General features: G+C 65.2%; 22 protein-coding genes. 13 read left to right on the forward strand and 9 right to left on the reverse strand.

What is annotated here, in order from left to right; all coding sequences use genetic code 11:
• Nucleotide 1: 1 nt before the first annotated feature.
• The 3 genes from glgX to treY are packed head-to-tail and all read left to right on the forward strand — an operon-like array spanning nucleotide 2 to nucleotide 6,616.
• Nucleotides 2–2,080 (forward strand): glycogen debranching protein GlgX, encoded by a 2,079-nt coding sequence (gene glgX, locus ACNJYB_RS30010; RefSeq protein WP_439370163.1) that lies wholly within the window; start codon nucleotides 2–4, stop codon nucleotides 2,078–2,080.
• Nucleotides 2,077–3,828, forward strand: a complete 1,752-nt coding sequence (gene treZ, locus ACNJYB_RS30015) for a malto-oligosyltrehalose trehalohydrolase (RefSeq protein ID WP_439370164.1) — start codon at nucleotides 2,077–2,079, stop codon at nucleotides 3,826–3,828. The genes glgX and treZ overlap by 4 nt, the downstream gene beginning before the upstream one ends.
• 1 nt (nucleotide 3,829) lies before the next feature.
• A complete protein-coding gene (gene treY, locus ACNJYB_RS30020) occupies nucleotides 3,830–6,616 on the forward strand; it encodes a malto-oligosyltrehalose synthase (RefSeq protein WP_439370165.1) in 2,787 nt (928 codons plus the stop codon).
• 3 nt (nucleotides 6,617–6,619) lie between these two features.
• On the opposite strand, the gene ACNJYB_RS30025 is transcribed toward treY, so the two are convergent.
• Entirely contained in the window at nucleotides 6,620–6,937 is a 318-nt protein-coding gene (locus ACNJYB_RS30025; protein ID WP_439370166.1) for a polyhydroxyalkanoic acid system family protein, read from the reverse strand.
• Nucleotides 6,938–7,116: 179 nt separating this feature from the next.
• Here ACNJYB_RS30025 and ACNJYB_RS30030 point away from each other — a divergent pair, with 179 nt between their 5' ends.
• Entirely contained in the window at nucleotides 7,117–7,281 is a 165-nt protein-coding gene (locus tag ACNJYB_RS30030; RefSeq protein WP_018318514.1) for a DUF3309 family protein, read from the forward strand.
• Nucleotides 7,282–7,347: 66 nt separating this feature from the next.
• On the opposite strand, the gene ligD is transcribed toward ACNJYB_RS30030, so the two are convergent.
• On the reverse strand, nucleotides 7,348–10,011 hold the full coding sequence (gene ligD / locus ACNJYB_RS30035) for a DNA ligase D (protein ID WP_439370167.1): 2,664 nt from the start codon (nucleotides 10,009–10,011) through the stop codon (nucleotides 7,348–7,350).
• Nucleotides 10,012–10,128: 117 nt separating this feature from the next.
• Here ligD and ACNJYB_RS30040 point away from each other — a divergent pair, with 117 nt between their 5' ends.
• Nucleotides 10,129–11,010 (forward strand): Ku protein, encoded by an 882-nt coding sequence (locus ACNJYB_RS30040; protein ID WP_439370168.1) that lies wholly within the window; start codon nucleotides 10,129–10,131, stop codon nucleotides 11,008–11,010.
• A gap of 137 nt (nucleotides 11,011–11,147) precedes the next feature.
• On the opposite strand, the gene ACNJYB_RS30045 is transcribed toward ACNJYB_RS30040, so the two are convergent.
• The 7 genes from ACNJYB_RS30045 to ACNJYB_RS30075 all read right to left on the reverse strand — a co-directional run bounded on the left by ACNJYB_RS30045 (nucleotide 11,148) and on the right by ACNJYB_RS30075 (nucleotide 21,261).
• A complete protein-coding gene (locus ACNJYB_RS30045; RefSeq protein WP_439370169.1) occupies nucleotides 11,148–11,837 on the reverse strand; it encodes a response regulator in 690 nt (229 codons plus the stop codon).
• A complete protein-coding gene (locus ACNJYB_RS30050) occupies nucleotides 11,834–14,554 on the reverse strand; it encodes a DUF4118 domain-containing protein (protein WP_439375679.1) in 2,721 nt (906 codons plus the stop codon). Before ACNJYB_RS30050 ends, ACNJYB_RS30045 begins: the two co-directional genes overlap by 4 nt.
• A 40-nt stretch (nucleotides 14,555–14,594) precedes the next feature.
• Nucleotides 14,595–15,200, reverse strand: a complete 606-nt coding sequence (locus ACNJYB_RS30055; RefSeq protein WP_439370170.1) for a K(+)-transporting ATPase subunit C — start codon at nucleotides 15,198–15,200, stop codon at nucleotides 14,595–14,597.
• Nucleotides 15,201–15,254: 54 nt separating this feature from the next.
• Nucleotides 15,255–16,634, reverse strand: coding sequence for a group II intron reverse transcriptase/maturase (gene ltrA / locus ACNJYB_RS30060; RefSeq protein ID WP_439368145.1), 1,380 nt, complete (start codon nucleotides 16,632–16,634; stop codon nucleotides 15,255–15,257).
• Nucleotides 16,635–17,216: 582 nt separating this feature from the next.
• On the reverse strand, nucleotides 17,217–19,331 hold the full coding sequence (kdpB, locus tag ACNJYB_RS30065) for a potassium-transporting ATPase subunit KdpB (protein WP_439370171.1): 2,115 nt from the start codon (nucleotides 19,329–19,331) through the stop codon (nucleotides 17,217–17,219).
• A gap of 24 nt (nucleotides 19,332–19,355) precedes the next feature.
• The gene (gene kdpA, locus ACNJYB_RS30070; protein ID WP_439370172.1) at nucleotides 19,356–21,059 is read right to left on the reverse strand and encodes a potassium-transporting ATPase subunit KdpA; all 1,704 of its coding nucleotides are present in this window, start codon (nucleotides 21,057–21,059) and stop codon (nucleotides 19,356–19,358) included.
• A gap of 112 nt (nucleotides 21,060–21,171) precedes the next feature.
• On the reverse strand, nucleotides 21,172–21,261 hold the full coding sequence (locus tag ACNJYB_RS30075) for a K(+)-transporting ATPase subunit F (protein ID WP_018641117.1): 90 nt from the start codon (nucleotides 21,259–21,261) through the stop codon (nucleotides 21,172–21,174).
• A gap of 412 nt (nucleotides 21,262–21,673) precedes the next feature.
• On the opposite strand from ACNJYB_RS30075, the gene ACNJYB_RS30080 reads away from it, so the two are divergent.
• From ACNJYB_RS30080 to upp, 8 genes are all read left to right on the forward strand, one after another.
• Nucleotides 21,674–22,138: a hypothetical protein gene (locus tag ACNJYB_RS30080; protein WP_439370173.1), complete on the forward strand. Its 465-nt coding sequence runs from the start codon at nucleotides 21,674–21,676 to the stop codon at nucleotides 22,136–22,138.
• Nucleotides 22,139–22,160: 22 nt separating this feature from the next.
• Nucleotides 22,161–22,439, forward strand: a complete 279-nt coding sequence (locus ACNJYB_RS30085; RefSeq protein ID WP_439370174.1) for a hypothetical protein — start codon at nucleotides 22,161–22,163, stop codon at nucleotides 22,437–22,439.
• Between the two features lie 133 nt (nucleotides 22,440–22,572).
• Nucleotides 22,573–22,827 carry a hypothetical protein gene (locus ACNJYB_RS30090; protein WP_439370175.1) on the forward strand — a complete coding sequence of 85 codons (255 nt, stop codon included), beginning with the start codon at nucleotides 22,573–22,575 and terminating at the stop codon, nucleotides 22,825–22,827.
• Between the two features lie 24 nt (nucleotides 22,828–22,851).
• Nucleotides 22,852–23,769, forward strand: a complete 918-nt coding sequence (gene dapA / locus ACNJYB_RS30095; RefSeq protein WP_439370176.1) for a 4-hydroxy-tetrahydrodipicolinate synthase — start codon at nucleotides 22,852–22,854, stop codon at nucleotides 23,767–23,769.
• A 26-nt stretch (nucleotides 23,770–23,795) separates the two neighbouring features.
• Complete coding sequence (locus ACNJYB_RS30100; protein WP_439370177.1) at nucleotides 23,796–24,188, forward strand: hypothetical protein; 393 nt, start codon at nucleotides 23,796–23,798, stop codon at nucleotides 24,186–24,188.
• A 110-nt stretch (nucleotides 24,189–24,298) separates the two neighbouring features.
• Nucleotides 24,299–24,487: a hypothetical protein gene (locus tag ACNJYB_RS30105; protein ID WP_439370178.1), complete on the forward strand. Its 189-nt coding sequence runs from the start codon at nucleotides 24,299–24,301 to the stop codon at nucleotides 24,485–24,487.
• 247 nt (nucleotides 24,488–24,734) lie between these two features.
• Nucleotides 24,735–24,863 (forward strand): hypothetical protein, encoded by a 129-nt coding sequence (locus tag ACNJYB_RS30110; RefSeq protein WP_439370179.1) that lies wholly within the window; start codon nucleotides 24,735–24,737, stop codon nucleotides 24,861–24,863.
• Nucleotides 24,864–25,095: 232 nt separating this feature from the next.
• Nucleotides 25,096–25,731 (forward strand): uracil phosphoribosyltransferase, encoded by a 636-nt coding sequence (gene upp, locus ACNJYB_RS30115; RefSeq protein WP_080134128.1) that lies wholly within the window; start codon nucleotides 25,096–25,098, stop codon nucleotides 25,729–25,731.
• Nucleotides 25,732–25,755 lie beyond the last annotated feature (24 nt).

Raw genomic sequence — 25,755 nt, forward strand, 5'->3', positions numbered from 1 at the left:
TATGCGCCTGACCGCCGGATCGCCCGCACGCCTCGGCGCAAGCTGGGACGGACGTGGCACCAATTTTGCGCTGTTCTCCGCCAACGCGCAGAAGGTCGAGCTTTGCCTGTTCGACGCGCAAGGCCGCCGCGAGCTCGAGCGCGTCGAACTGCCTGAAAGGACCGAGGACGTCTGGCACGGCTATCTCAACGATGTCTCGCCCGGGCAGCTCTACGGCTACCGGGTGCACGGTCCCTACGAGCCCGAGCACGGCCACCGCTTCAACGCCAACAAGCTGCTGCTCGACCCCTATGCGAAGCGGCTCGCCGGACGGCTGGTCTGGAGCGATGCGCATTTCGCCTACCGCACCGGCTCGCCGCGCGAGGATCTGTCGTTCGACCGGCGCGACAATGCACGCGGCATGCCCAAGGCCGTCGTGGTCGACGAGACCTTCAACTGGGGCCGCCGCGAGATCCGGCCGAACATCCCCTGGGAGGACACCATCATCTACGAGGCCCACGTCAAGGGCCTGACGCAGAAGCGGGACGACGTGCCGCCGAACCTCCGCGGCACCTATGGCGGCCTGTCCTCGCCGGCGATGATCGAGCACCTGAAGAAGCTAGGCGTCACCACGATCGAGCTGCTGCCGATCCACAGCTTCGTCGACGATCGCATCCTGGTCGAAAAGAAACTCGCCAATTACTGGGGCTACAACACGCTGTCCTTCTTCGCGCCGGAGCCGCGCTACGCCCAGGACAATGCGCTCGATTCCTTCCGCACCACGGTCGCGCGCCTGCACGATGCCGGCATCGAGGTGATGCTCGACGTCGTCTACAACCACACCGCCGAAGGCAACCACCTCGGCCCGACGCTGTGCTATCGCGGCATCGACAATGCCTCCTATTACTGGCTCAACCGCGAGAACCCGCGCTACTATGACGACTTCACCGGCTGCGGCTCGTCCGTGAACCTCACCCATCCGCGCGTGCTGCAGATGGTGATGGACTCCCTGCGCTACTGGGTCGAGGTCTGCCATGTCGACGGCTTCCGCTTCGATCTCGCCACTACGCTCGCGCGCGGGCCGAACGGTTTTGATCGCGGCAGCTCGTTCTTGACTGCAGTTCGCCAGGATCCGGTGCTGGCGACCGTCAAGCTCGTCGCCGAACCCTGGGACCTGGGCCTCGGCGGCTACCAGGTCGGCGCATTCCCCTCGCAATGGTCGGAATGGAACGACCGCTATCGCAGCGCCATGCGCCGCTACTGGAGTGGCGAAGGCAGCCTGATCGGCGATATCTCCAGCCGCATGACGGCGTCCTCCGACCTGTTCAACCACGACGGACGGCGGCCGCGCGCCAGCATCAACCACATCACCGTGCATGACGGCTTCACGCTCGCCGACCTCTTCAGCTACAACGAGAAGCACAACGAAGCCAATGGCGAGGACAATCGCGACGGCTCCAACGACAACCACAGCAACAATTGCGGAGTCGAGGGCCCGACCGACGATCCGAAAATCCTGGAGCTGCGCCGGCAGCTTCGCAGGAACGTGCTGGCCTGCCTGATGTTGGCGCAGGGCGTCCCGCTGATCCTGGCGGGCGACGAGGTCGGCAATTCGCAGTCCGGCAACAACAACGCGTATTGCCAGGACAACGAGGTCGGCTGGGTCGGCTGGGACAATCTCGGCAAAGATGATGAGGACATGGTCGACTTCGTCTCAGGCCTCGCCGACATCCGCCGCCGCTTCTCGCAGCTTCGCAGCCATCGCTGGCTCGACGGCCGTCCCAAGGACGGTGTCTCCTACGGCGCACTTTGGCTGACGCCTGAAGGTAACGAGATGACGGAGAGCGACTGGACATTCCCGGATGGGCGGTTTCTCTCCTATGTGATGGGGCCGATGGAACCCGGCAGCGCCGCGATCTTTATCGTCCTGAACGCCGCCCCCGAAGAGATCGCATTCAAATTGCCCAAAATGTCCGAATACAAGAGCTGGCAGCAGATCCTGAACACGACCGATGCCAAGCTGAACACCATCGACTTCCCGTCCGGAAGCGACAGCAAGGCGCCGCCGCGCTCCGTGCTCGCCTTCGCGGGGGCGTCATGAGGCCATCCTTCGGGGCGCGGCCAACGAAAGACGGCGTGTCGTTCCGGTTGTGGGCGCCCGCTGCGCGCCGCGTCGATCTCCTGCTCGACCGCAGACACGCGATGCAGCGCCGCCAGGATGGCTGGTATGTGGCCGATATTGCCGGTCTCCCCGCTGGCAGCCCCTACAAATTCAGGATCGACGACGAGATCGACGTGCCCGATCCGGCCTCGGCCTTCCAGCCTGAAGACGTGTTCGGCCCGAGCGAGGTGATCGATCACGACGCCTTCGCCTGGCGCGCACAGGATTGGCGCGGCCGGCCCTGGGAAGAGACGGTACTTATCGAGACCCATGTCGGCACCTTCACGCGCGAAGGCACCTACCGCGCCATGATCGACAAGCTCGATCATCTCGCCGCGACCGGCATCACTGCGCTGGAATTGATGCCGCTGGCCGATTTCGCGGGACGCCGCGGCTGGGGTTATGACGGCGTGCTGTGGTATGCGCCCGACAGCGCCTATGGCCGTCCCGAAGATCTGAAGACGCTGATCGACGAGGCCCATCTGCGCGGGCTGATGGTGTTCCTCGACGTCGTCTACAATCATTTCGGCCCCGAGGGGAATTATCTCGGCCGCTATGCACCGAGCTTCTTCACCGATGCGCATACGCCCTGGGGCAGCACGATCGACTACCGCGTGCCGCAGGTGCGCGCCTTTGCGGTCGAGAACGCGCTGTCCTGGCTGACCGACTATCGCTTCGACGGACTGAGGCTCGATGCCGCCAACCACATCATGGCCGTCCCGGGCGAGCAATCGATGCTGCAGGACCTCAGCGTCGCCGCCGGCGAGCTCGCCAAGGCCACGGGCCGGCACATCCATCTCGTGCTGGAGAACGGCGACAACCGCGCCAGCCTGCTCGACGCCGCACAGGAGCCGCCGAACGGGAAATATCGGGGACAGTGGAACGACGATTATCACCACGTCTGGCACGTGATGCTGACCGGCGAGCTCGCCGGCTATTACGCCGACTACCAGACGCCGCGCATGGACCTCGCCCGCGCGCTGGCCTCGGGCTTCGTCTACCAGGGCGAGATCTCGGAGTTCTGGGGCAAGAAGCCACGCGGCGAGCCGAGCGGCCAGTTGCCGCCCGCAACCTTCGTCAACTTCCTGCAGAACCACGACCAGATCGGCAATCGCCCGCTGGGCGACCGGCTCGAGAGCCTGGCATCGCCGCAGCAGATCGAGGCGGCGCTCGCCGTGACCCTGCTCGCGCCGATGGTGCCGATGCTGTTTCAGGGCGAGGAATGGGGCTCGAGGGTCCCCTTCCCGTTCTTCTGCGATTTCCAGGGCGGATTGGCCGATGCCGTCCGCAAGGGCCGCAAGCAGGAATATGCCTGGGCCTATGAGAAATACGGCGACGAGGTGCCCGACCCGCTCGATCCGGCAACACTGCAATCGGCGGTGCTCGACTGGACCGGCCGCACGCCGGAGCAGAATGCGCGGCTCGCGTTGGTGCGTGACCTGCTCGCGCTCCGCCACAAGGAGATCGTACCGCGGCTGAAGGGCGCAAGCTTCGGTGATGCCGAGGCGGCCGACAATGGTCTGCTCAGCGCACATTGGCGCATGGGCGACGGCACGACGCTGCACCTCGCCGCCAATCTGTCGGACCACGAGATCACCCCCAATGCCAGCACGGGCACGCCGATCTGGGGCGGCGTGATCGGCGATCTCATTCCGCCCTGGTCGGTGGTCTGGCGCCTCGGAGGTTGACATGCCTCCCGCCATTCCCGTTGCGACCTACCGGCTTCAGCTCACCGCGGATTTCGGCTTCGACAAGGCCGCCGAAGTCATTCCGTACCTGAAGGCGCTCGGGATTACGCATCTCTATGCCTCGCCGGTGATGAAGGCGCGCAAGGGGTCGACCCATGGCTACGATACCGTTGACCATGGCCAGCTCAATCCGGAGCTCGGCGGCGAAGCCGGCTTTGCGCGACTGAGCGAAGCCCTGGCCAAGCACGATCTCGGCCTCATCATCGACTTCGTACCCAACCATGTCGGCGTGCACTTCGCCGACAATCCCTGGTGGCTCGACGTGCTCGAATGGGGCCAGGCCTCGCCGCACGCGGTCGCCTTCGATATCGACTGGGACCTCTTGCCCCATCGCGCCCGCGGCGGCGTGCTGCTGCCGATCCTCGGCTCCTCCTATGGCGAGGCGCTGGAGCACGGCGAGATCGAGCTGCGCTACGATGCCGATGAGGGCAGTCTTTCCGCCTGGTATTTCGAGCATCGCCTGCCGATTGCGCCGGAGCGTTATGGCGAAATCCTGCGCGTGATCGTGAAGGAGGCGGACGCCGCCGAGACAGACGCAGGCAAGCACCTGCTCGCGCTTGCGGCGCGCTACACGGGATTACGCCGCCCCAATCGCAAGGAGGCGCCGGGTTTCAAGTCGGAGCTCAAGGAGATCGCGGGCGCCGCCGACATCATCAATCGCGGTCTTGCCGCCTATCGTGCCGCCAAGGACCGTCCCGCGCAGACGCTGGCGCTGCACCATCTGCTCGAGCGCCAGCACTACAAGCTCGGACACTGGCGGCTTGCCTCCAGCGACATCAACTATCGCCGCTTCTTCGACGTCAACGGGCTCGCCGGCCTGCGAGTCGAGGACCCCGACACCTTCGCCGCAACGCATCGGCTGGTGAAGCAGCTGGTCGCCGACGGCAAATTGCAGGGCATCCGTCTCGATCACATCGACGGGCTGCGCGATCCCGCGCAATATTGCCAGCGGCTCCGCCGGCTGGTGCGCGATGCGCAGGGCAAGACAGAACCGTTCTATACTGTGATCGAAAAGATCCTCTGCGAGCACGAGCGTCTGCCGCATTTCGCCGGCGTCCAGGGCACCACCGGCTACGAGTGGATGAACGTCATCACGCAAGTGCTGGTCGACGCCAAGGGGCTGGAGGCGCTGGACGAGACGTGGCGGCAGATCAGCAACCGGCCGCCGCGCCTTGCGCCTTACGTCAAGGATGCCAAGCGGCGCGTGCTGGAGACGCTGCTGACCAGCGAGTTCACCGTGCTGACGCGCCTGCTCGCGCGCATCGCCAACGGACATTATTCGACGCGCGACTTCTCGGCCGACAGCCTGCGGCAGGCGCTCGAGCTCTATGTGCTGCATTTCCCGGTCTATCGCACCTATCTGACCACCGCCGGCGCGACCGCGCATGACCGCAAGCTGATCGACGACACCATCGCGCGCGCCCGCGCCGAATGGTTCGCCGCGGACGAAGGCATCTTCGACTTCCTGCGCGATGCCCTGACCATGGATCTGCTGAAGCCGGGCCGGCCCCCTCACAGCACCCCGCGGGTGCGCCGCTTCGCGCTCAAGGTGCAGCAGTTCACCGGGCCGATGATGGCGAAGTCGCTGGAGGACACCGCATTCTACCAGTTCCACCGCCTGCTGGCGCTGAACGAGGTCGGCGGCGATCCCGCGAGCACCGGCCTCACCGTTCCCGCCTTCCACGAGGCGATGCGGGCGCGGGCCAGGGAGTGGCCGCAAGGCATGACGGCGACCGCCACCCACGACACCAAGCGCGGCGAGGACGCCCGCGCCCGGATCGCGGCGCTGAGCGAAATTCCCGGCGAATGGACCAGCGCGGTATCGCGCTGGAAGGTGTTGAATGCGCCGCATCTTGCGCTCCACGGCCATCTGCGGGCGCCCTCGGCAACGTTCGAATACATGCTGTACCAGACCCTGCTCGGCGCATGGCCGCCGCGGGAACCGCCTGATGCAAGCTTCGTCGAGCGCATCCAGGCCTATGCGCTCAAGGCCGCGCGCGAGGGCAAGGAGGAGACGAGCTGGCTCAACCCGCACGAGGCCTATGAGAGCGGCATCAAGAGCTTCATCGGAAAGATCCTAGATCCCGCGCTGTCTGGCGAATTCCTGGAGGCATTGCAAGCGCTGGCGCACCGCGTCGCGCTGCTCGGCGCGCTGAACTCGCTGAGCCAGCTCACCCTCAAGGCGACGCTGCCGGGCGTGCCCGACTTCTACCAGGGCAGCGAATTCTGGGACCTGTCGCTGGTCGATCCCGACAATCGCCGCCCCGTGGATTTTTCCGCACGCCACGCCGCGCTGACGGTGCTCGACGCGCCGGACTGGACCGGACTGCTCAAGACCTGGCCGGACGGCCGGCTCAAGCTTGCCTGGACGCGGCACCTCTTCAAGCTACGCAACGAGCTCGCCGACGTTTTCGCACGAGGCGACTACCAGAAGCTGGAGGTGCGCGGCACGCACGCCGGGCACGTCATCGCCTTCGCCCGTCGCCGCGGCCGCGCCGCCGCGATCGTCGTGGTCGGACGCCAGTTTGCGCCGTTCACGCAAGCGGGCCGGGAATGGCCGGCAATCGAAAGGTTCGACGCGACGGTCGATATCACGGGCTATGCCGCGGCGGGACTTGCGGGCAATGCACTGCCGATCGCTCGGGCCTTCCGGGGTCTTCCGGCGGCTGTCATTCCGGCCCGTGCGGCAAGCGCCATCAGGCCTGCGCGGCAGCGCGTGAGCGCCTGAAACTCACTTTCCGTCGTCCTTGGTCAGCAGCAACTGCCCGCGCTTCCTGATCGTTGCCTGCGCCATCTCGGCAAAGCGCTGCAACAGCCACGGCAAGACCACCTGAACCTTGACGTGATCGTCGGCGACGTCGACCTGACCGGTCGCGATCTGCCCGAGCGCGCGGATGCGGAAATTCATGCTGTCGCCGCTCCAGCGCTCCTCCTCGACCTGCATCACGGGAAGGCTGGCGGCCGCGCGGCCAAGCCCGGCCTTGAGCCGGCGTACCGCCTCCTCGCGGCCGAGACGATGCGGAATGGAAACGACAAGCGGTGCTGACATGGTCCTGCCCCGTGCTGGTTGATCCTCACTTAGTGATGCCGGCTGCGACCATAAAGGTTCCATGCAACTTGCACGTCTCGCCCCGTTTCAAAACCGGAACTTTAAAACCTGCGGCAAGTTGCCCCCGCACACGGGACAGGTGCAAACGACCCTTTCCACAAGGGCTGGAGGAGACTCGCATGTCAATCGGCACGATCATTCTGATCATTCTGGTCATCGCCCTGCTCGGCGGCTTCAGCGGCATTGGCGGCGGCCCGTTCTACGGCACCGGCTACTACGGCGGCGGCGGCCTCGGGCTCGTCATCGTCATCCTGCTGATCCTGCTGCTGATGGGACGAATCTAGTTGCAGACGTCGTAGGGTGGGTTGGCAAGCGGTCGCGCGAAGCGCAGTCCGCGAGCGTAACCCACCCTATTTCTTCCCCGCCAGCTTCTTGATCGCGGCCTTGATCGACACCGCCGCATCGTCATAGCCCTCCCAGGCCTTGGACCGCCCTAACAAGCCAGGCACGGTCCGCAGCGTGTATTTCTTCGGATCGAGATCGCTCTTCACCTGCGCCCACGTCACGGGCATCGACACGGTCGCGCCGTCACGCGCGCGAGGCGACAGCGGCGCCACGGCCGTCGACATGCGGTCGTTGCGCAGATAGTCCAGAAAGATCTTCCCCTTGCGCAGCTTCTTCGACATGTTGAGCAGATAGCGTTCGGGATCGTCGTCGGCCATCCACTGGCAGATTCCTTGCGCAAACGCCTTGGCCTCCTTCCAGCTCACCTTGTCGCGCGCGCCGTACAGCAGCGGCACCACCACGTGCAGGCCCTTGCCCCCGGTGGTCTTGCAAAAGCTTTCCATACCGACATCGGCAAGCCGCTGCCGCATCTCCTTGGCCGCCTCGACGACCTCGGCAAAGTCCACATCCGGCGCCGGATCGAGATCGAACACCAGCCGCCCCGGCGTATCGTAGGCATAGGGCGCGCAATTCCAGGGATGCAGCTCGACGCCGCCGATCTGCGCCACCGCAGCGAGCCCCTCGATCCGATCGATCTGAAGATATGGCTTGCGGTCGCCGGAGACCCGCGCGAGCTCCAGAAGATTGGACGTTCCCTGCATGGCATGACGCTGGAAGAAGCATTCGCCCTTGATGCCGTCAGGGGCGCGGATCAGCGAGCATGGCCGCCCCTTGAGGTGCACGATCATCCATTCGCCGACCGCCTCGAGATAGCGTGCGAGGTCATGCTTGGTGACCGGGTTGCCATCGCCGTCATCAGGCCACAGCTCCTTGTCCGGTTTGGAGATGACGACGCCCATCACTTCGGCGGAGCCGGTGTCCCTGGATCGCTTCACGGTCTTCGCGGCGCGCTTCCTCGGCGAGGGTTCGGCGAGCGCGGTGTCGACGGGCGTCTCGGCCTCGACCTCGTCGGCGGGCTTGTCCTGCCGCAAGCCCTTGAACGCTGCCTGGCGGATGTTGCCGTCGGCGGTGAAGCCGGCGAATTCGATCTCGGCGACGAGTTCGGGCTTCAGCCAGTGCACGTCGCGCGTCTTCTTCGGCGCATTCTTGCCGCCAAAGGGACTCTCCTTGCTCTCCATCGCCTTCAGCGACGGCATGATGCGCTTGACCTTGTCGGCGCCAAAGCCGGTGCCGACCATGCCGACGAAGGCGAGATGATCGCCGCGATGCACGCCCGCCATCAGCGAGCGGAATTTGCCGTTGGTGGTCTTGTAGCCCCCGATCACCACCTCATGGCCGGCGCGGCATTTGGCCTTGGTCCAACTCTCGGTGCGGCCGGAGCGATAGGGCGCATCGAGCTTCTTCGACACCACGCCTTCCAGCTCAAGCTTGCAGGCAGATTGCAGCACGGCGTCGCCGCCGCTCTCGAAATGCTCGACATAGCGGATCTGCGCCGACTTGCGCTTGCGCGACTCCAGCAGCTCCTTGAGCCGCGCCTTGCGCTCGCCGAGCGGCAGCCGGCGGCAGTCCTGATTTTCCGCGAAGAGGAGGTCGAAGGCGAAGAAGATGAGGTCCTCGGTCTTGCCGTCGGACAGCGCAGCCTGGAGCGAGGAGAAGTTCGGCGCACCATTGTGATCGAGCGCGACGATCTCGCCGTCGATCATGACGTCCGGCAGCGAAGCCGCCTCCTTCGCGATCGCCGAGAACTTGTCGGTCCAGTCCAGCCCCTTCCGCGTCTTCAACGTGGCCTCGCCGTCCTCGACCCGGAGCTGCACGCGGTAACCATCGAACTTGATCTCGTGACACCAGCCCGCACCGGCCGGCGGCCGCTCGACCGACGTGCAGAGCTGCGGCGCGACGAAATCAGGCATCGCCGAGACCTTCCTGGCATTCGTCGCCGTCGTCGTCTTCCTTCCCGCCTTCCTGGCCTTCAACGCCGTGCGCGGCGCCGGCTGGACGGTCCTGCCTTTCGTCTCCTCGGTTCGATTGGACTGCCACACCGCGTCGGCCTTGCCTTTGGTGCCCTTCGCCAGCATGAACGGCTTTGGCGCGCGGCCCTTGCCCTCGGCGATCTGCTCCATCGCGCGGCCTGAGGCGACCGACTTGTCCTCCTCGAGAATGTCGTTGTCCGCACCCTCGCGGGCATATTCGTCGCGGTGCTTGATCAGGAGCCAGTTGGTGCGCTTTTCGCCGCCGCGGTTGCGCATGCGCACCAGGACCCAGCTGCCATGCAGCTTGTCGCCATGAAGGGTGAACTTGAGGTCGCCCTTTCGATAGCCGGCTTCCGGATTTTCCGCCTCCCAGGTGCCACGGTCCCACAGCATCACCGTGCCGCCGCCATACTGACCTTCCGGGATCGTGCCTTCGAAATCGCCATAATCGAGCGGGTGGTCCTCGACCTCGACCGCGAGGCGCTTGTCGCGCGGGTCGAGCGAGGGCCCTTTCGTCACGGCCCAGGACTTGAACACGCCGTCGAATTCGAGCCGGAGATCGTAGTGCAGGCGCGTCGCGTCATGCTTCTGGATCACGAAGCGGCGCTGTTGCGATGGCGCCACCGCGCTCTTGCCGGATGGCTCGGGCGTCTTCTCGAAGTCACGCTTCTGTCGGTAAGTGGAGAGTTTTTGCAGCACGACCGGTCCCGCTTCGCTTCTGGCTTTCGAGCCTATCACGACAAAAGCCCCACCCGGAACCAAAACCCCATCGCGAGGTTGGAGTTCCAAAACGTCTTGAAAACGTTGGAGAATGGAATGGCCCCCCGCGCCTATTGGAAGGGAACGCTGAAGCTGTCGCTGGTCAGTTGCCCCGTCGTGCTCTATCCCGCGACGACGGCCGCCGAGAAGACCCGGTTTCACATGATCAACCGCGAGACCGGCAATCGTCTCAAGCAACAGATGGTCGATGCCGAGACCGGCGACGTCGTCGAGAGCGATCAGAAGGGGCGCGGCTACGAGCTGCGCAAGGGCAAATATGTCGAGATCGAACCCGAGGAACTGGAGGCGGTGCAGATCGAGAGCAACCACACCATCGACATCGAGAGCTTTGTGCCGAGCGAGGAGATCGACCAGCGCTATCTCAACCATCCCTATTACATCGCGCCCGACGGCAAGGCCGCGGTCGACGCGTTCGCGGTGATCCGCGATGCCATGAAGGACCAGGATCGCGTGGCGCTGGCCAAGATCGTGCTCACCAACCGCGAGCACATCATCGCGATCAAGCCGCTCGGCAAGGGCCTGCTCGGCACCACGCTGCGATTTCCTTACGAGCTGCGCGACGAGGACCAGTTCTTCGACGACATCATGAGCCCGAAGATCACCAAGGACATGGTCGAGCTCGCCGGTCACATCCTGCACACCAAGGCCGCGCATTTCGATCCCGGCGAATTCAAGGACGAGTATGAGAACGCGCTGAAGGCGCTGGTGAAACGCAAGGCCAGCGGCAAGAAGATCGAATTGCCGGAGCCCGAGGAGCGTCCGAGCAACGTCGTCAGCCTGATGGATGCCTTGAAGCAGAGCCTGAAGGGGCGCGGCGGGAAAACGTCGGCGAAGTCGCATGCGCGCCGCGCGACGGGGCGGCCGCGCAGTGCGCGGAAGACGCACCGGGCAGCCGCGAGGCATCGGAAGGCGGGGTGATTTCCTGCGTCATTGCGAGCGCCGCGAAGCAAATCCAGGATCCTTCCACGGAGAGCCTCTGGATTGCTTCGCTGCGCTCGCAATGACGATGTGGGTACGACCTCCGGCCACAGCTCCAGTCGTGGGGACGAACGAGCCTAATCCCCCGCCTTCAGCCGGTAGCCGATCCCCGTCTCGGTCAGGACATATTGCGGACGCTCCGGATCGGCTTCGATCTTCTGCCGGAGCTGGCGGACATAGACGCGCAAATATTGCGCATCGGTCAGCTCGTCCCAGAGCTCCTTGAGCAGGAATCTGTGTGTCAGCACCTTGCCGGCGTGCTGCACCAGCACGCGCAGCAGGTCATATTCCTTCGGCGACAGCTTCACGTCGCGCTCGCCGACCTTGACGATGCGACGCACGAGATCGACCGAGAGGTCGCCGGTGCGGAACACCGGCCTCTCGCCCTGGACCTGGAGCTGGTGCCGCAGCGCGGCGCGCAGGCGCGCCAGCAGCTCGTCCATGCCGAACGGCTTGGTCAGGTAGTCGTCGGCGCCGAGATCGAGCGCCTGCACTTTGCCGGCCTGGTCGCCCCGGCTCGACAGCACCACGATCGGCACGGCCTCGTTGCGGGCCCGGATGGTGCGGAGCAGCTCATGGCCCTGGATGTCGGGCAGGCCGAGATCGAGAATGATCAGCGCTGGCCCTTCAGCGAGCTTCTCGAGCGCGGTCTTGCCGTTCGGTGCTTCCAGGATCTCATAGCCCTGCGTGGTCAGCCCCATCCGCAGCAATTTGCGGATCGGCGGCTCGTCGTCGATGACCAGGACCTTGATCGCGGCGGCACTCATGCGGCGGTATCCAATGCGTGGGTCTGCGCCGGAACCGGCAGACGGATAGTGAGGATCGCGCCGCTCCGGTCGTTGCGGTTGGCGGCCGAAATCGTGCCGCGCATGGCCTCGACGAAGCCGCGAGAGATCGCGAGCCCGAGGCCAGTGCCGGGACGGACATGGTCGCCCTTCTGCACCCGATAGAACTTGTCGAACACGCTTTCGAGCTCGTCAGGCGGAATGCCGTCACCTTCGTCGACAACCTCCAGCACTACCTGATCGCGCTCGCGCCGGCTCCGGATCGAGACGGTGGTGTCGGGCGACGAATATTTCGCCGCATTGTCGAGCAGGTTGAACAGCACCTGCTCGAACAGCACGGCGTCCAGCTGCAGCATCGGCAGATCGGCGGCCAGCACCAGCTCGACCTTGTGCGCGGTCAGGATCTTGCTGGCACGGCGCAGCGCGCTGCCGATGATCTCGCCGAGGTCGTGCAATGCGGTGTTGGGCACGATGGCGCCGGACTCGAGCTTGGTCATGTCGAGGAGGTTGGCAATGAAGCGGTTGAGCCGCTCGGACTCGTCGATCACGGTGGCGAGCAGATCGCGCTTCTCGGTGTCGGACAAGGCTCCGGCGAGATCGCGCATGGTCGAGGCCGCGCCCAGCACGGAGGCGAGCGGCGTTTTCAAATCATGCGAGATCGAGGTCAAGAGCGCCGAGCGCAGCCGCTCGGATTCGACGGTGCGCTTGACGCGATCCATGTCCTCGACCAGCAGCACGCGCTCGATCGCGAGCGCGCCCTGGTCCACCAGCGCGTCCAGCAGGCGGCGCTGGTCCGGCGTCAGCAGCGGGCCGGTGCGGTCGTTGTCGATGCCGATGACGCCGATCGGGCCGCGCCCGGTGCGCATCGGCAGGAACAACCGTTTTGCGCCGGGCAGCGTGTCCGAGCCGCGGCCGGCCGAGCGATCGTTGCTCCAGGCCCAGTTGGCGGCGGCGAGGTCGGCCTGGTCGAGCTGGTCCTCCGGCGGATAGCCGGATTTGACCGTGAGCAGGCCGTCCTCCGGCAGCAGCAGCACCACACGGACCTTCAGCATCAGCGCGATCTGGTAGGCGCTCGCCCACAACACGTCGTCGAGGGTGGCGGTACCGGCGAGCTTGCGGCTAAAGGCATAGAGCTGTTCGGTGGTCCTGATGCGGCCGATCGCGGTATCGGCTTGCGTGCGCACGCGTCCCGCGACGTTCGACACCACGAACGCAATCAGCATGAAGAAGAAGAACGCCGCAACATTGGTCGGATCGGTGATGGTGAACGTGTAGACCGGCGGCAGGAAGAAGAAGTTGTAGGCCAGCGACGCCGCGATGCTCGCCAGCAGCGACGGCCACAGCCCGTAGCGCACGGCAACGGCCACCACCGCGGTGAGGAACATCAGGTCGACGTTCTCGACGCCGAAATACGGCTTGATCAGCATCGCTGCCGCAAGGCCAAGCGTCGTGATCCCGAGCGCCTTGAGATAGGGACGTGCATCGAACGGCTCGGATCGCGCCGCGGTCTGCACCGCCGTCTTGGGCGCCTCTCCGGCGAGCTCATCGCCCGGAATGACGTGGACGCTGATATTGCCCGCGCGGCGCACCAGATCATGCACGACAGACCCGCGCGTCATCTCGAACCAGCGCGAGCGGGTTGACTTGCCGATCACGATCTGGGTGACATTGTTGGCTTGCGCGAAGTTGACGAGGTCGTCGGCGATGCGGCGGCCGACGGCTGGAATGGTCAGGGCTTCGCCGCCGAGCGATTCGGCGAGCCGCAGCGTATCGGCAAGGCGATCGCGCTCCTCGTCGGACAACTGCAGCGAGCGCCGGGTTTCGATCGAGATCGCGGTAAAAGGCGCATGCAGCCGATCAGCCAGCCGCCTGGTGTAGCGCACGAGGCCAGCCGCGCGTGGATCCTCGCTGACGCAGACGAGGATGCGCTCGCCGGCGGCCCAGGGGCCGGCGATCGCATTCGCCTGCATGTGGTTGAGCAGCTGCTCGTCGACCCGTTCGGCGGTCCGCCGCAACGCGAGCTCGCGCAGCGCGGTCAGATTGCCGGGCGAGAAATAATGCTCCAGAGCCCGCTCGGCCTGCTTGGGGACATAAACCTTGCCCTCCTTAAGACGCTGGATCAGATCGTCGGGCGTGAGGTCGATCAGCTCGATGGCGTCGGCGCGGTCGAAGATCGAGTCCGGCACGGTCTCACGCACACGGACATGGGTGATCTGGGCGACGACGTCGTTCAGGCTCTCGATGTGCTGGATGTTGACGGCGGTGTAGACGTCAATGCCGTGGGACAGCAGCTCCTCGACGTCGAGATAACGCTTGGGATGGCGGCTGCCCGCCGCATTGGTGTGCGCGAGCTCGTCGACCAGTGCGATTTGCGGCCGCCGCGCGATCACGGCATCGAGGTCCATCTCCTCGACGGTCTGGCCGCGGTAATCCAGCCGCTTGCGCGGGATCACTTCCAGCCCCCGCAGCAGCGCCTCGGTCTCGGCGCGGCCGTGGGTCTCGACGAAGCCGACCACCACATCGATGCCGGCCTTGTGCCTGGCGTGGGCGCTCTGCAGCATCTCGTAGGTCTTGCCGACGCCGGGCGCGGCGCCGACGAAGATCTTCAGCTTGCCGCTCGCGCCTTCCTCCCGGCGCGCAGCTTCCAGCAGCGCCTCGGGAGACGGACGTTGTTCGGGATCGCGGCGCTCTCGGACCATCACGGCAATATAATCATCCCGATGCCAAGAGCATAGACCGCTACTTCGCCGACGCGCGATCGAGCGCGAGGTTCAGCGCCAACACGTTAACGCGGGGTTCGCCGAGCAAGCCGAACAGACGGCCCTGAACGTTGTCAGACACGAGCTGCTTCACTGCATCCTCCGGCAGATTCCGCGCCTTCGCGACCCGCGGCACCTGGAATTGTGCCGCCTCCGGCGAAATATCCGGATCGAGGCCGCTGGCCGAGGTGGTGACCAGGTCGACCGGCACGGAAGCATTCGGATTTTCGCCCTTGAGCTTGTCCACATCCTCCTTCAGCCGGTCAGCCAGCGCCTTGCTGGTCGGGCCGAGGTTGGAGCCGCCCGAATTGGCGGCGTTGTAGGGCGATGAAACCGTCCTGGTCGAATCATTCGGGTCCGGCGCCAGCGTCGCCGAGGGACGGCCGTGGAAGTATTTGTCGTCCTTGAACTCCTGCCCGATCAGGGCGGAGCCGATCACCTTGCCGTCCTTCTGGATCAGGCTGCCTTGCGCCTGGGCGGGGAAGATCGCGCCGGCAATGCCGGTCATCGCGAGCGGATAGGCGAGGCCCGTGATGGCGGTGAGCACCAGCAGGAGGACGATGGCTGGACGGATTTCTCTGAGCATGTTGGGTCTCCAATTATTTCGTCATTGCGAGCGAAGCGGTCGCGGTAGGGACGCTCATTGCTGGGCGCCCCCCGCACAGATCCGTACGTGCGGCTTTCCCGCATACGGCTCCCACCTCGGGTGAGTAGCGGTGAAGCGTGTTCGGGGCCAAGGATGGAGGATTTGTGGCTTGGGGAGCAAGTCGGAGGCAAGCCGCGCGACCCGCTGCCACGTGGTCCCGTCAATCTGGCTGCGGCGCCGAAGCATCCGCCTCCATTGTTCGGTGACGAAGTAGCGGAAGGCGCTGAGCGCTCGGCTGTTGGTCGGTACCGCGTGGTAGTTGAAGTACCCGGTAACGACCTGCCGCAGCCATTTGCCCTGTTCGAGCACCGACTGGTGCATACGCCGTCGCATTCCCTGCTTCACGGCTTGCAGTTTCGCCCGCATGCGGTCTTTGCGAGACTTGCGCCTGATCTGGAACTTGCCTTGCTTGGATCGGCTGCAGATGAAGGTGAAGCCGAGGAAGTTGAAGGTCTCCGGCTTGCCGAGCCCGCGCCGCCTGCGGTTGTCCTCCGCATGACGTCCGAACTCGATCAGCCGGGTTTTCTCAGGGTGCAGTGACAGCGCGAACTCCTGCAGCCGTTTGCGCAATTCTTCGAGGAAGTGCCGGGCCTCATTCTCATGCTCGAAGCCGACGATGAAGTCGTCAGCGTAGCGCACGATGATCATGTCACCCGCGGCCTCGCGCCGTCTGAAGCGTTCGGCCCACAGATCGAGGGCATAGTGCAGGTAGATGTTGGCAAGCAGCGGCGAGATCACCGCCCCTTGTGCCGTCCCCTGTTCGCTGACCCTGACCGTTCCTTCTTCGAGAACACCCGCCTTGAGCCATTTGCGGATCAGACGGATGATACGCTGGTCGCCGGTCCGATGTTCGACGAAGCGGATGAGCCATTCCTGGTCCACCATGTCGAAGAACGAGCGGATATCGGCGTCAACAATGAAGTTCACCCGCCGGCTCTCGATTCCGACCAGCAGCGCATCCATCGCATCGTGCGCGCTGCGCCCGGGCCGGAACCCATACGAGAACCCGAGGAAGTCCTCCTCGTAGATCGCGTTGAGCACCGTAGCGGTTGCCCGCTGAACGATCTTGTCCTCAAGGGACGCAATCGCCAGCGGTCGCTGCCGCCCATCCTGCTTCGGGATATGGACCCGCCGCGACGGCTGCGGCCGGTACGCTCCCCGGTGAACACGAGCATGCAGGTCCTCAAGATTGGCCTTGAGGTCTTGCTCGTAGTCCCGCCACATCATTCCGTCCACACCCGGCGCGGCATGCTTCTTCAGCGCGAAGAACTCCGCCTCGAGCAGTTCAGGCGTGATGTGGTGAAGCAGCGCAGTGAACCTCTCCTTCTTCCTTTCCCTTGCAGTTCGCCGTATGCGTTCCAACGCCTGTGTCACGCTTGTCCGGCTCGGCGTCCGGGGCGTGCTTTGCTGGTCCGCATTCCCCTTGGTCGCGGCCCTTCGCTCCACCAACTCCTCCGCGGATCGCTCCGCTTCGTTCGCAGGCTTCGACGCTACTACGGCCGCCTCCGACTTCCCGCATCCGTTCGTCATCGGCTTTGGCTCCTCGCCTTCCCGATGCGGACCTTGGGGGCATGTTGCCATCGGTCAGATGCGGGACCTCCCAGGTTCCGACGCGGTCCTTTGCTGCGTGATGGGGTCTTCGACCACGGCAGAGCGTCAGCGCCTCGCATAACGGCGCCGCACATGTTGCCTTCGACGTTGCTTACCGGCTCGGCCTCTGCGAGTTTCTGTCTTTCGCGGCTCAATAGCCCACCCCACAGCATCGTTGTGTACGCTTCGCAGCCGCCGTTGCCGACGGCCACGCAACACTCACTACCGGGCGCTCGCTACCGCTTACCCGGACCGGACTTCCACCGGTTGGACCACGCCAGCTTGCCTGGCGCACAAGCAATCCAGGGTCTTTGACGCAGAGGCAGTCTGGATTGCTTCGTCGCTCCGCTCCTCGCAATGACGGGTTCAAGCCAGGTGCAAGGCGGTCACGACGAGATCGATCGCCTTGATGCCTATGAAGGGAATGACGATGCCGCCGAGGCCGTAGATCAAGAGGTTGCGGCGGAGCAGCGCGCCCGCGCCGACGGCGCGATAGGCGACGCCCTTCAGTGCGAGCGGGATCAGCGCGATGATGATGAGTGCGTTGAAGATGATCGCCGACAGGATGGCGCTCTGCGGGCTCGACAGGTTCATGACGTTGAGCACGTTGAGCTGCGGGTAGAACGCCAGGAACATCGCCGGAATGATCGCAAAGTACTTGGCGACGTCATTGGCGATCGAGAACGTGGTCAGCGCACCGCGCGTCATGAGGAGCTGCTTGCCGATCTCGACCACCTCGATCAGCTTGGTCGGGTTGGAGTCGAGATCGACCATGTTGCCAGCCTCGCGGGCGGCTTGCGTGCCGGTGTTCATGGCGACGCCGACATCGGCCTGGGCGAGCGCGGGGGCGTCATTGGTGCCGTCGCCGCACATCGCGACCAGCTTGCCCTTGGCCTGCTCGTCGCGGATCAGCTTGAGCTTGTCCTCAGGGGTGGCCTGCGCCAGGAAGTCGTCGACACCGGCCTCGGCCGCAATCGCGGCCGCCGTCATCGGGTTGTCGCCGGTGATCATGATGGTGCGGATGCCCATGCGGCGCAGCTCGGCGAAGCGCTCACGAATGCCGCCCTTGACGATGTCCTTGAGCTGGATGACGCCGAGCAGGCGGCCATCCTTGGCAACGGCAAGCGGCGTGCCGCCGGCCTTGGCGATCTCGTCGGAAATCGTCTGGATCTCCCGCGCGGTGTCCGAGTTTAGCGAAGGCTGAATGGCGCGAACGGCATTACCCGTTGCAACGGCCTGCGCTGCTCCGCCACCGATGTAGTTCAGGATTGCATCGACCGCGCCCTTGCGTACCGACGAACCGCCGGCATCGACGCCGCTCGTGCGGGTCTGCGCCGTGAACGGAACGAAGGTTGCGCCGAGCTCGGCCATGTCGCGGCCACGAATGCCGTATTTTTCCTTCGCCAGCACGACGATGGAGCGGCCTTCCGGGGTCTCGTCGGCGAGCGAGGCGAGCTGGGCGGCATCCGCCAGCTCCTGCTCGGTGACGCCGCGCACGGGACGGAACGCCGTCGCCTGCCGATTGCCGAGCGTGATGGTGCCGGTCTTGTCGAGCAGCAGCGTGTCGACGTCGCCGGCGGCTTCGACCGCGCGGCCCGACATCGCCAGCACGTTGAAGCGCACCAGGCGGTCCATGCCGGCGATGCCGATCGCCGACAGCAGCGCGCCGATGGTGGTCGGGATCAGCGTCACGAACAGCGCGACCAGCACGATCACCGAGATCGAGCCGCCGGCATAGGCCGCGTAGCTCGGAATGGTGACGGTGGCGAACACGAAGATGATGGTGAGGCCGGCGAGCAGGATGTTGAGTGCGATCTCGTTCGGCGTCTTCTGCCGCTCGGCGCCTTCGACCAGCTTGATCATGCGGTCGATGAAGGTCGAGCCTTGCGCCGCGGTGATGCGGACGCGGATCCAGTCGGACAGCACCTGCGTGCCGCCTGTCACGGCCGAGCGGTCGCCGCCGGATTCACGGATGACCGGCGCGGATTCACCGGTGATGGCGGCCTCGTTGACGGAGGCGACGCCCTCGATCACCTCGCCGTCGGAGGGAATGGTATCTCCAGCCTCGACCAGCACGACATCGCCGACCTTCAGGCTGGTGCCCGGGACCAGCTTGAAGCCCTGGCCGGCGCCGGTCAGGAGCTTGGCCTGGCTCTCGGTGCGCGTCTTGCGCAGCGATTCAGCCTGGGCCTTGCCGCGGCCTTCGGCCACCGCCTCAGCGAAATTGGCGAACAGCACCGTGAACCAGAGCCAGAGGATGATCTGGAAAGTGAAGCCGAGACCCACTCCACCCGTGACGAGGTCGCGCAGGAAGATCACGGTGGTGAGCGCGGCGACGATCTCGACCACGAACATCACGGGGTTCTTCACCATCAGCCGCGGGTCGAGCTTGGTGAAGGACGCGCGGATCGCGGGGAACACGATCCTGGGATCGAGCATCGCCGACATCGGAGCGCGTTTTTGCAGTTTCATCGTTTCCATGGAGGTCACTCCAAACAATCAGATTCAGAACACTTGGCCGGCGTTCATCGCGAGGTGCTCGACAATCGGGCCGAGCGCGAGCGCAGGGAAGAAGGTGAGGCCGCCGATGATCAGGATCACGCCGACGACGAGGCCCACGAACAGCCCGCCGGTGGTCGGGAACGTGCCGGCCGACGGCGGAATCGACTTCTTGGCCGCGAGCGAGCCCGCAATAGCCATCGCCGGAACGATCATGAAGAAGCGGCCGACGAACATCGCGGATGCGAGCGTGAGGTTGTAGAACAAGGTGTTGCCGGTGAGGCCTGCGAAAGCCGAGCCGTTGTTGCCGGTCGCCGAGGTGAAGGCGTAGAGCACCTCGGTGAAGCCGTGCGGGCCGGCATTCGCCATCGAGGCCACCGCCGCCGGATAGACCACGCCGACCGCGGTCCAGCCGAGATACATCAGCGGCAGCACCAGGATCGCGAGCATCGCCATCTTGACCTCGCGCGCCTCGATCTTCTTGCCGACATATTCCGGCGTGCGACCGACCATCAGGCCGGCGACGAAGATCGCGAGCACGACGAACAGCAGCATGCCGTAGAGACCGGCGCCGACGCCGCCGATGATGATCTCCCCGAGCTGCATGTTGATCAGCGGGATCATGCCGCCGAGCGCGGTGAAGCTGTCATGCATGGCGTTGACCGCACCGCAGGACGCCGCCGTCGTGATCACGGCGAACAGCGAGGACGCCACGATGCCGAAACGGACCTCCTTGCCTTCCATGTTGCCGCCGGTCAGGCCCAGAGCGTGGAGCGTCGAGGTGCCGTTCGCTTCCGCCCAATAGGTGACGGCGACGCCCGCGACGAACAGCACGCCCATCACGGCGAGGATGGCCCAGCCCTGGCGCTGGTTGCCGACCATGCGGCCGAACACGTTGGTGAGTGCGGCGCCGATCGTAAAGATCGACAACATCTGGATGAAATTCGACAGCGCGGTCGGGTTCTCGAAGGGATGCGCGGCGTTGGCGTTGAAGAAGCCGCCGCCATTGGTCCCTAACATCTTGATCGCAACCTGCGAGGCGACCGGGCCGACCGCGATGGTCTGCTTGGCGCCTTCGAGCGTTGTGGCTTCGACATAGTCGCCGAGTGTCTGCGGCATGCCTTGGGAGACCAGGAACAGCGTGTAGACCACGCAGATCGGCAGCAGTACGTAGAGCGTAGTGCGGGTGACGTCGACCCAGAAATTGCCGACCGTGCGCACCGAAGCGCGCGAGAAGCCGCGGATCAGGGCGACCGCGAGCGCGATGCCGGTCGCCGCCGACAGGAAGTTCTGATGCGTGAGCCCGACCATCTGCACGAGATAGGACAGCGTGCTTTCGCCGCCGTAGTTCTGCCAGTTGGTGTTGGTGATGAAGGAGATCGCGGTGTTGAAGGATAGGTCCTCCGCGACCGCGGACTGGCCGGCCGGGTTGAACGGCAGCATCGCCTGCAGGCGCATCAACCCGTAAATGATCAGAAAGCCGCCGACATGGAATAGCAGCATGGCGACCGTATAGGTCAGCCAGTGCTGCTCGCGCTTCTCGTCGACGCCCGAGATCCGGTAGACGCCGATCTCGATCGGACGCAGCACCGGCGACAGGAATGTCCGCTCGCCGTTGAAGACACGCGTCATGTAGCCGCCGAGCGGCTTTGTCAGCGCGATGATGATGGCACAGTATAGAATGATCTGGAGCCAACCGATCACAGTCATGGCATTAACCCTTCAGGCATTGTGTCCGGCGCAACAGCGGCAGGAGCAGCGCAAGCAGGCCGGCGACGAGCACGGCATCGGCCAGCAGCAATTCGAGAAGCAGCAGCACGGGTCAGAACCGCTCGGGCCGCAGCAGCGCGTAGGTGAGGTAGACAAGGAGGCCGAACGAGACGGCGCCGGCGAGCGCATAATCGAAGATCATGGTCCGCTCCGTCACAGCCGTTCGCAGGCGTAGGTGTAGCCGATCGCGAGCGCGAAGAAGACGAAGCCCAGCCCCAGCATCAAAATGTCCATCATGGCGAGTTCTCCTCGTTGCGCAACGATATCCGGCATAACTGCTTCTGGAGTCCGGCCGATCGCTCCGCGCCAATGCAATGCATGTCACCGGCCATCGACCGGAACTTTCACTGCGCTGAGGTGCCATCGCGCGCATAGGTTTTCGAGATGAGCCCTATGGCGACATTATAGGAATCCCATAAAGATCGGCCCCTCGAGACGGTGCATTTATGGAATCCCTATATCTCTCGCCCGATCCCCATCTCGTTTTCAAACACCCTTCCAGCCATCTTGGTGAGGCCGGCCGACTGACCGACGCCAACTCCAGGAGGCCTGACATGACCGCCGCTCTCCGTCACAACGATCCAGCATCGCTCAGCGCGCGCCTTCGTCACGCGCAGGCAATGACGCGGCCGTTGATGCTCGACATCATGCATGGCTGCCGGCGCTACCCCTCGCTCGGCCAGAGCGAGCGCACTGCGCGCGTCATGCGCCTGATCGATGCGGAGGCCTGGACCGACGCCGCATTGGCGCTGACAGCGCTCGAGCTGCCGCTGTGGCAGGTTCGCCGCATCGCCTATGACGAGGGCGAATGGCACTGCGCGCTCTCGCGGGAACGCGAATTGCCGGACTGGCTGGACGCGGCGGTCGAGGCGCACCATGCCGACCTCCCCCTCGCTTTGCTGTCGGCGTTCATCGAGGTGCAGGCGTTGGCCACGGAGAGATCGCGACCGAGCGTTCCCTCTGTGCGCCCTGCCCCGGATTTGCTCTACGAGCCGGTTGCCTGCGAGAACTTCAGCTAAGCCGGCCGGACAGGTTCGCGCCTTGCCGCAATCGTCGAACACATCGCAGGCTTTGAGCCCGGCGCGGGTGATCGCGCGCTTTGCCGTGCGCGTCGTCGTGCTCGGAGCCTTTGCAGCGTTCGGCAGCATCGGCTTCGTCCGCGGCCTCGCCACCCTGCTCTGGATGTCGATCATCCTCTGCGCCGCCGTCGCGGTTCTCAGGCGTGAGGAGCTGCTTGGTGCCGTCCTCAATCATTGGGACGAATGCGCGGCATTCGGCGCGCTGTTCGCGCTGGTTCAGCTTGTCGACGAACAGAGCTGAACGGGAAGCTTTATGAGCTTCCTATGAGATCGCCGCAGCGCCTCACTCGAAATCATATTCGCCTCAACAGATATTGATCGGACGGTTGCGGGCTCGCCGCCCGCCACCGCTGTCAATCGGAAGGAATACGTCAATGAAGCTCGTCGAACCTCTCTCGTGCAGCTCCCCCTCGACCATCGTCTTCGTCGGCCGCAACCGCCAGGGACAATGGGTCGCGCAGGAGCAGAACGGCCTCTATGGCGGCCTGTTCGTCAGCCGCGCCCAGGCCGTCAAATACGCGCTGTTCGAGAACGGGCAACATCCGGAGACCATCGTCGAGCTGCCGCGCGAGATCGAGCTCGACATGGGCAGGCGCCCCGACATCATCGTCTCGCAGCGCGCCGCCTGAGCCGGCGGCAACAGGCGAAAGACCATGTTCATCCCTCCCTCAGCCTGGTTCACCGGCTTCATTCCGGACCTGCCGACGCCGTTCGACGCGGCTGACGCGATCGATCTCAAGGCGTTCGCCGCGCTCTGCGAGCGCCAGGTCGCAGCCGGCGTGCCCGCAATCGTGGTTTGCGAGACCGCCGGGGAGGCGCCGACGCTCTCGCCCGCCGAGCAGGAGCTCGTCATCCGCACCGCGGTGGACGTCGCCCGCGGCCGCGTGCGGATCATCGCCGGCGCGGTGACGAATGCCACCGGCCACGCCATCGAGCTTGCGCGGCGCGCGGAAGCCGCCGGCGCCGACGCCGTCATGGCGGTGGTGCCCGCCTACAACAAGCCGATGCAGGAGGGCATGCTCGCGCATTTCCGCGCCATTGCCGGCGCGATCGGCCTGCCCGTGATCCTGCACGACGTTCCCTCGCGGACGCTGCGTCCGCTTGCCGACGAAACTCTTCTGCGGCTCGTCGAATTCCGCCAGTTCGTGGGCCTGTGCGACGCCAGCGCCGACATCGCCCGCCCGATGCGCTTGAGCCGGCTGCTGCCGGCCGGCTTCCGCCTGCTCTCCGGCGACGACGTCACCGCCTTCGGCACTATCGCGAGTGGTGGCGACGGCGCGATCTCGGAAGTCGCCAACATCGCCCCCGACCTCTGCCGCATGATCTTCTCGCAGGTCAGGCAAGGCCGCCTGCAATCGGCGCGTTACCTGCACAGGCGCCTCATGCCTCTCATCACCTGTCTCTGCAAGGATAGCCCTGCCGCGCTCAAGAGCGCCTTGAGTGTGCTGGGGCTGATGTCGCCGGCGACGAGGCTTCCAATCGTGCCGCTGGGCGCCGCCGCGCAGAGGGAGGTGGTGCGCGCCTTCGCTGCGATCGCCGAGGAGGAGCTGATCGACGGCGTCGGCGCCTGAACCCTCGCGCAGTCGTCGGATCTCGCATGCCGCCATCGGTCGAAGACCATCGCAGGCTGCTCTGCGCCTGGCAGCTCGCGGTGCTGCGCTTCGCCGTGACGCGAAGCGAGTCCGACCGGGGGAATGTTGCCGCGCTCGCCGCCGAGCTCGATCGTCTCGGCGGCCGGCGCAGCGGCGAGGACTCGCTGCACTTCTTCCGGCGTACGTCCCATCTCTGCGCGGCGATCTGCGGCCAGCGGCAGGACGCGGAAGTGACCCTGGACTGTTTCTGCAAGCAGATCGAGGAGCCGCGGCTGCAACTCGCCTTCGCCGCCGCCGTCGGGCTCGCGCGTTCGAAGCCGGCACGATCCAAGCCGCAACCGAGACGTGACCCGAACCTTTTCAGAGGACTGACGGCGCGGCCGCCCGCGCCCTTATGACTTTCCTATACCGCAGCTGTGGCAGTCACCTCGCAATCCTACGCAGCGATGGCCATCATACGAGACAGATCGGAGCGGCCGTCTCGCCGCGCCGGATAAGGACTGAGAAAATGTCGATCCTGACCCATGGCCTTGACCGCCCCTTCGGACCTGAACGCTCGGCGCGCATCTCCGAAGCGCGCAAGACTGAGCTCAGAGATTTCGCCCTCGGCGCACTGACGCTGCTCTCGATGGGGAGCGTGCTCACCGCGCTGATCGCGCTGAGAACCGCAATCTATGTCTGGCCCATGCACGGCTGAGCCGCGGGGAGGCCCCATGACCTTGCAAATGTGTGAAGAGGCCGCCATGGCCGCAATTGCCCTTCAGGCCTCGCGTCGCCGCCCCGACGCCAACATCGCGCTGGCCGAGGCAGCCAAGCGGCTCCTCGCGCGCATGATCACTGGGCATTCGACATGATCGAGCTCAAGATCGCCATCCTGGTTGCGTTGATGGGCGCATTGCTGCTTGGCATGCGCATCGGCGCGCCAGCTGCGTCGGACAAGTAGCGTGCAGTTCCTCAAGGGAAATCTCGAGCACGCGGTCACCACGACGATCTTGACCATGACGCTGAGCCTGGTCTGGGGCGCGATCCTGATGATCGTGATCACGCTCATGGCGCGCGGGCTCGGGGTATAACCCCCACCGTTTCGCTTCCGCCTCGATCAGCCCGCCAACCCGTCGCCGTGAAAGCAGCGCCTGCGTCAGGGACCAGGGATGCCATGCGAGCCGCGATCGACCGTGAATTGACCATGGCTGCCTATGAGGCAAGCAACGGAGGCGCGGTCGCGTGCCGGCCTGAGGCCGCCTATCCCGCGGAAAAAGGCCCGCCGATCTGGCGCAATTTCACGGAACCGTGTAGAGCGGTTTCATGAGCACAAGCAGCGTCAATGTCGTCGCCCACCCCCTGGTCCAGCACAAGCTCTCCCTGATGCGGGAGAAGGACCGCTCGACCAAGAGCTTTCGCGAGATCCTGAACGAGATCGGGATGCTGCTCGGCTACGAGGTGACGCGCGACCTTCCGCTGGAGCTGGTCGAGATCGAGACGCCGATCGCGGCGATGCGGGCGCCGAAGATCGCCGGCAAGAAGCTCACGCTGGCGCCGATCCTGCGCGCCGGCGTCGGCTTCCTCGACGGCATGCTGGCGCTGATGCCCTCGGCGCGCATCGCCCATATCGGGCTCTACCGCGACCCCGAGACCTTGCAGGCCGTGGAGTATTACTTCAAGGCGCCGCAGGACCTGTCCGACCGCACCGTGATCCTGATGGACCCGATGCTGGCAACCGGCAATTCGGCCTGCGCCGGCGCGTCCCTGCTCAAGGACCGCGGTGCCCGCGATATCCGCTTCGTGTGCCTGCTGGCCGCGCCCGAGGGCATCGCCCGGTTCCAGAGCGAGCATCCTGACGTGCCGGTCTGGACGGCCGCGATCGACGAGCGTCTCAACGACCACGGCTATATCGTGCCGGGGCTGGGCGATGCCGGCGACCGGATGTTCGGCACCAAGTAGACAGGCATCAAGTAGACAGGTTTG

The organism is Bradyrhizobium sp. SMVTL-02 (assembly GCF_051853005.1).
Lineage (GTDB): Bacteria > Pseudomonadota > Alphaproteobacteria > Rhizobiales > Xanthobacteraceae > Bradyrhizobium.

Bases quoted from the DNA above. Each gene is read 5' to 3' on its own strand.
- ACNJYB_RS30055 (WP_439370170.1), bottom strand. From the start codon at position 15,200: ATGCTCAGAGAAATCCGTCCAGCCATCGTCCTCCTGCTGGTGCTCACC.
- ACNJYB_RS30025 (WP_439370166.1), bottom strand. From the start codon at position 6,937: ATGTCAGCACCGCTTGTCGTTTCCATTCCGCATCGTCTCGGCCGCGAG.
- treY (WP_439370165.1), top strand. From the start codon at position 3,830: ATGCCTCCCGCCATTCCCGTTGCGACCTACCGGCTTCAGCTCACCGCG.
- kdpB (WP_439370171.1), bottom strand. From the start codon at position 19,331: ATGGAAACGATGAAACTGCAAAAACGCGCTCCGATGTCGGCGATGCTC.
- ACNJYB_RS30030 (WP_018318514.1), top strand. From the start codon at position 7,117: ATGTCAATCGGCACGATCATTCTGATCATTCTGGTCATCGCCCTGCTC.
- glgX (WP_439370163.1), top strand. From the start codon at position 2: ATGCGCCTGACCGCCGGATCGCCCGCACGCCTCGGCGCAAGCTGGGAC.
- kdpA (WP_439370172.1), bottom strand. From the start codon at position 21,059: ATGACTGTGATCGGTTGGCTCCAGATCATTCTATACTGTGCCATCATC.
- ACNJYB_RS30075 (WP_018641117.1), bottom strand. From the start codon at position 21,261: ATGATCTTCGATTATGCGCTCGCCGGCGCCGTCTCGTTCGGCCTCCTT.
- ACNJYB_RS30090 (WP_439370175.1), top strand. From the start codon at position 22,573: ATGAAGCTCGTCGAACCTCTCTCGTGCAGCTCCCCCTCGACCATCGTC.
- dapA (WP_439370176.1), top strand. From the start codon at position 22,852: ATGTTCATCCCTCCCTCAGCCTGGTTCACCGGCTTCATTCCGGACCTG.
- ACNJYB_RS30100 (WP_439370177.1), top strand. From the start codon at position 23,796: ATGCCGCCATCGGTCGAAGACCATCGCAGGCTGCTCTGCGCCTGGCAG.
- ACNJYB_RS30040 (WP_439370168.1), top strand. From the start codon at position 10,129: ATGGCCCCCCGCGCCTATTGGAAGGGAACGCTGAAGCTGTCGCTGGTC.
- ACNJYB_RS30080 (WP_439370173.1), top strand. From the start codon at position 21,674: ATGACCGCCGCTCTCCGTCACAACGATCCAGCATCGCTCAGCGCGCGC.
- ACNJYB_RS30105 (WP_439370178.1), top strand. From the start codon at position 24,299: ATGTCGATCCTGACCCATGGCCTTGACCGCCCCTTCGGACCTGAACGC.
- upp (WP_080134128.1), top strand. From the start codon at position 25,096: ATGAGCACAAGCAGCGTCAATGTCGTCGCCCACCCCCTGGTCCAGCAC.
- ACNJYB_RS30045 (WP_439370169.1), bottom strand. From the start codon at position 11,837: ATGAGTGCCGCCGCGATCAAGGTCCTGGTCATCGACGACGAGCCGCCG.
- ACNJYB_RS30050 (WP_439375679.1), bottom strand. From the start codon at position 14,554: ATGGTCCGAGAGCGCCGCGATCCCGAACAACGTCCGTCTCCCGAGGCG.
- treZ (WP_439370164.1), top strand. From the start codon at position 2,077: ATGAGGCCATCCTTCGGGGCGCGGCCAACGAAAGACGGCGTGTCGTTC.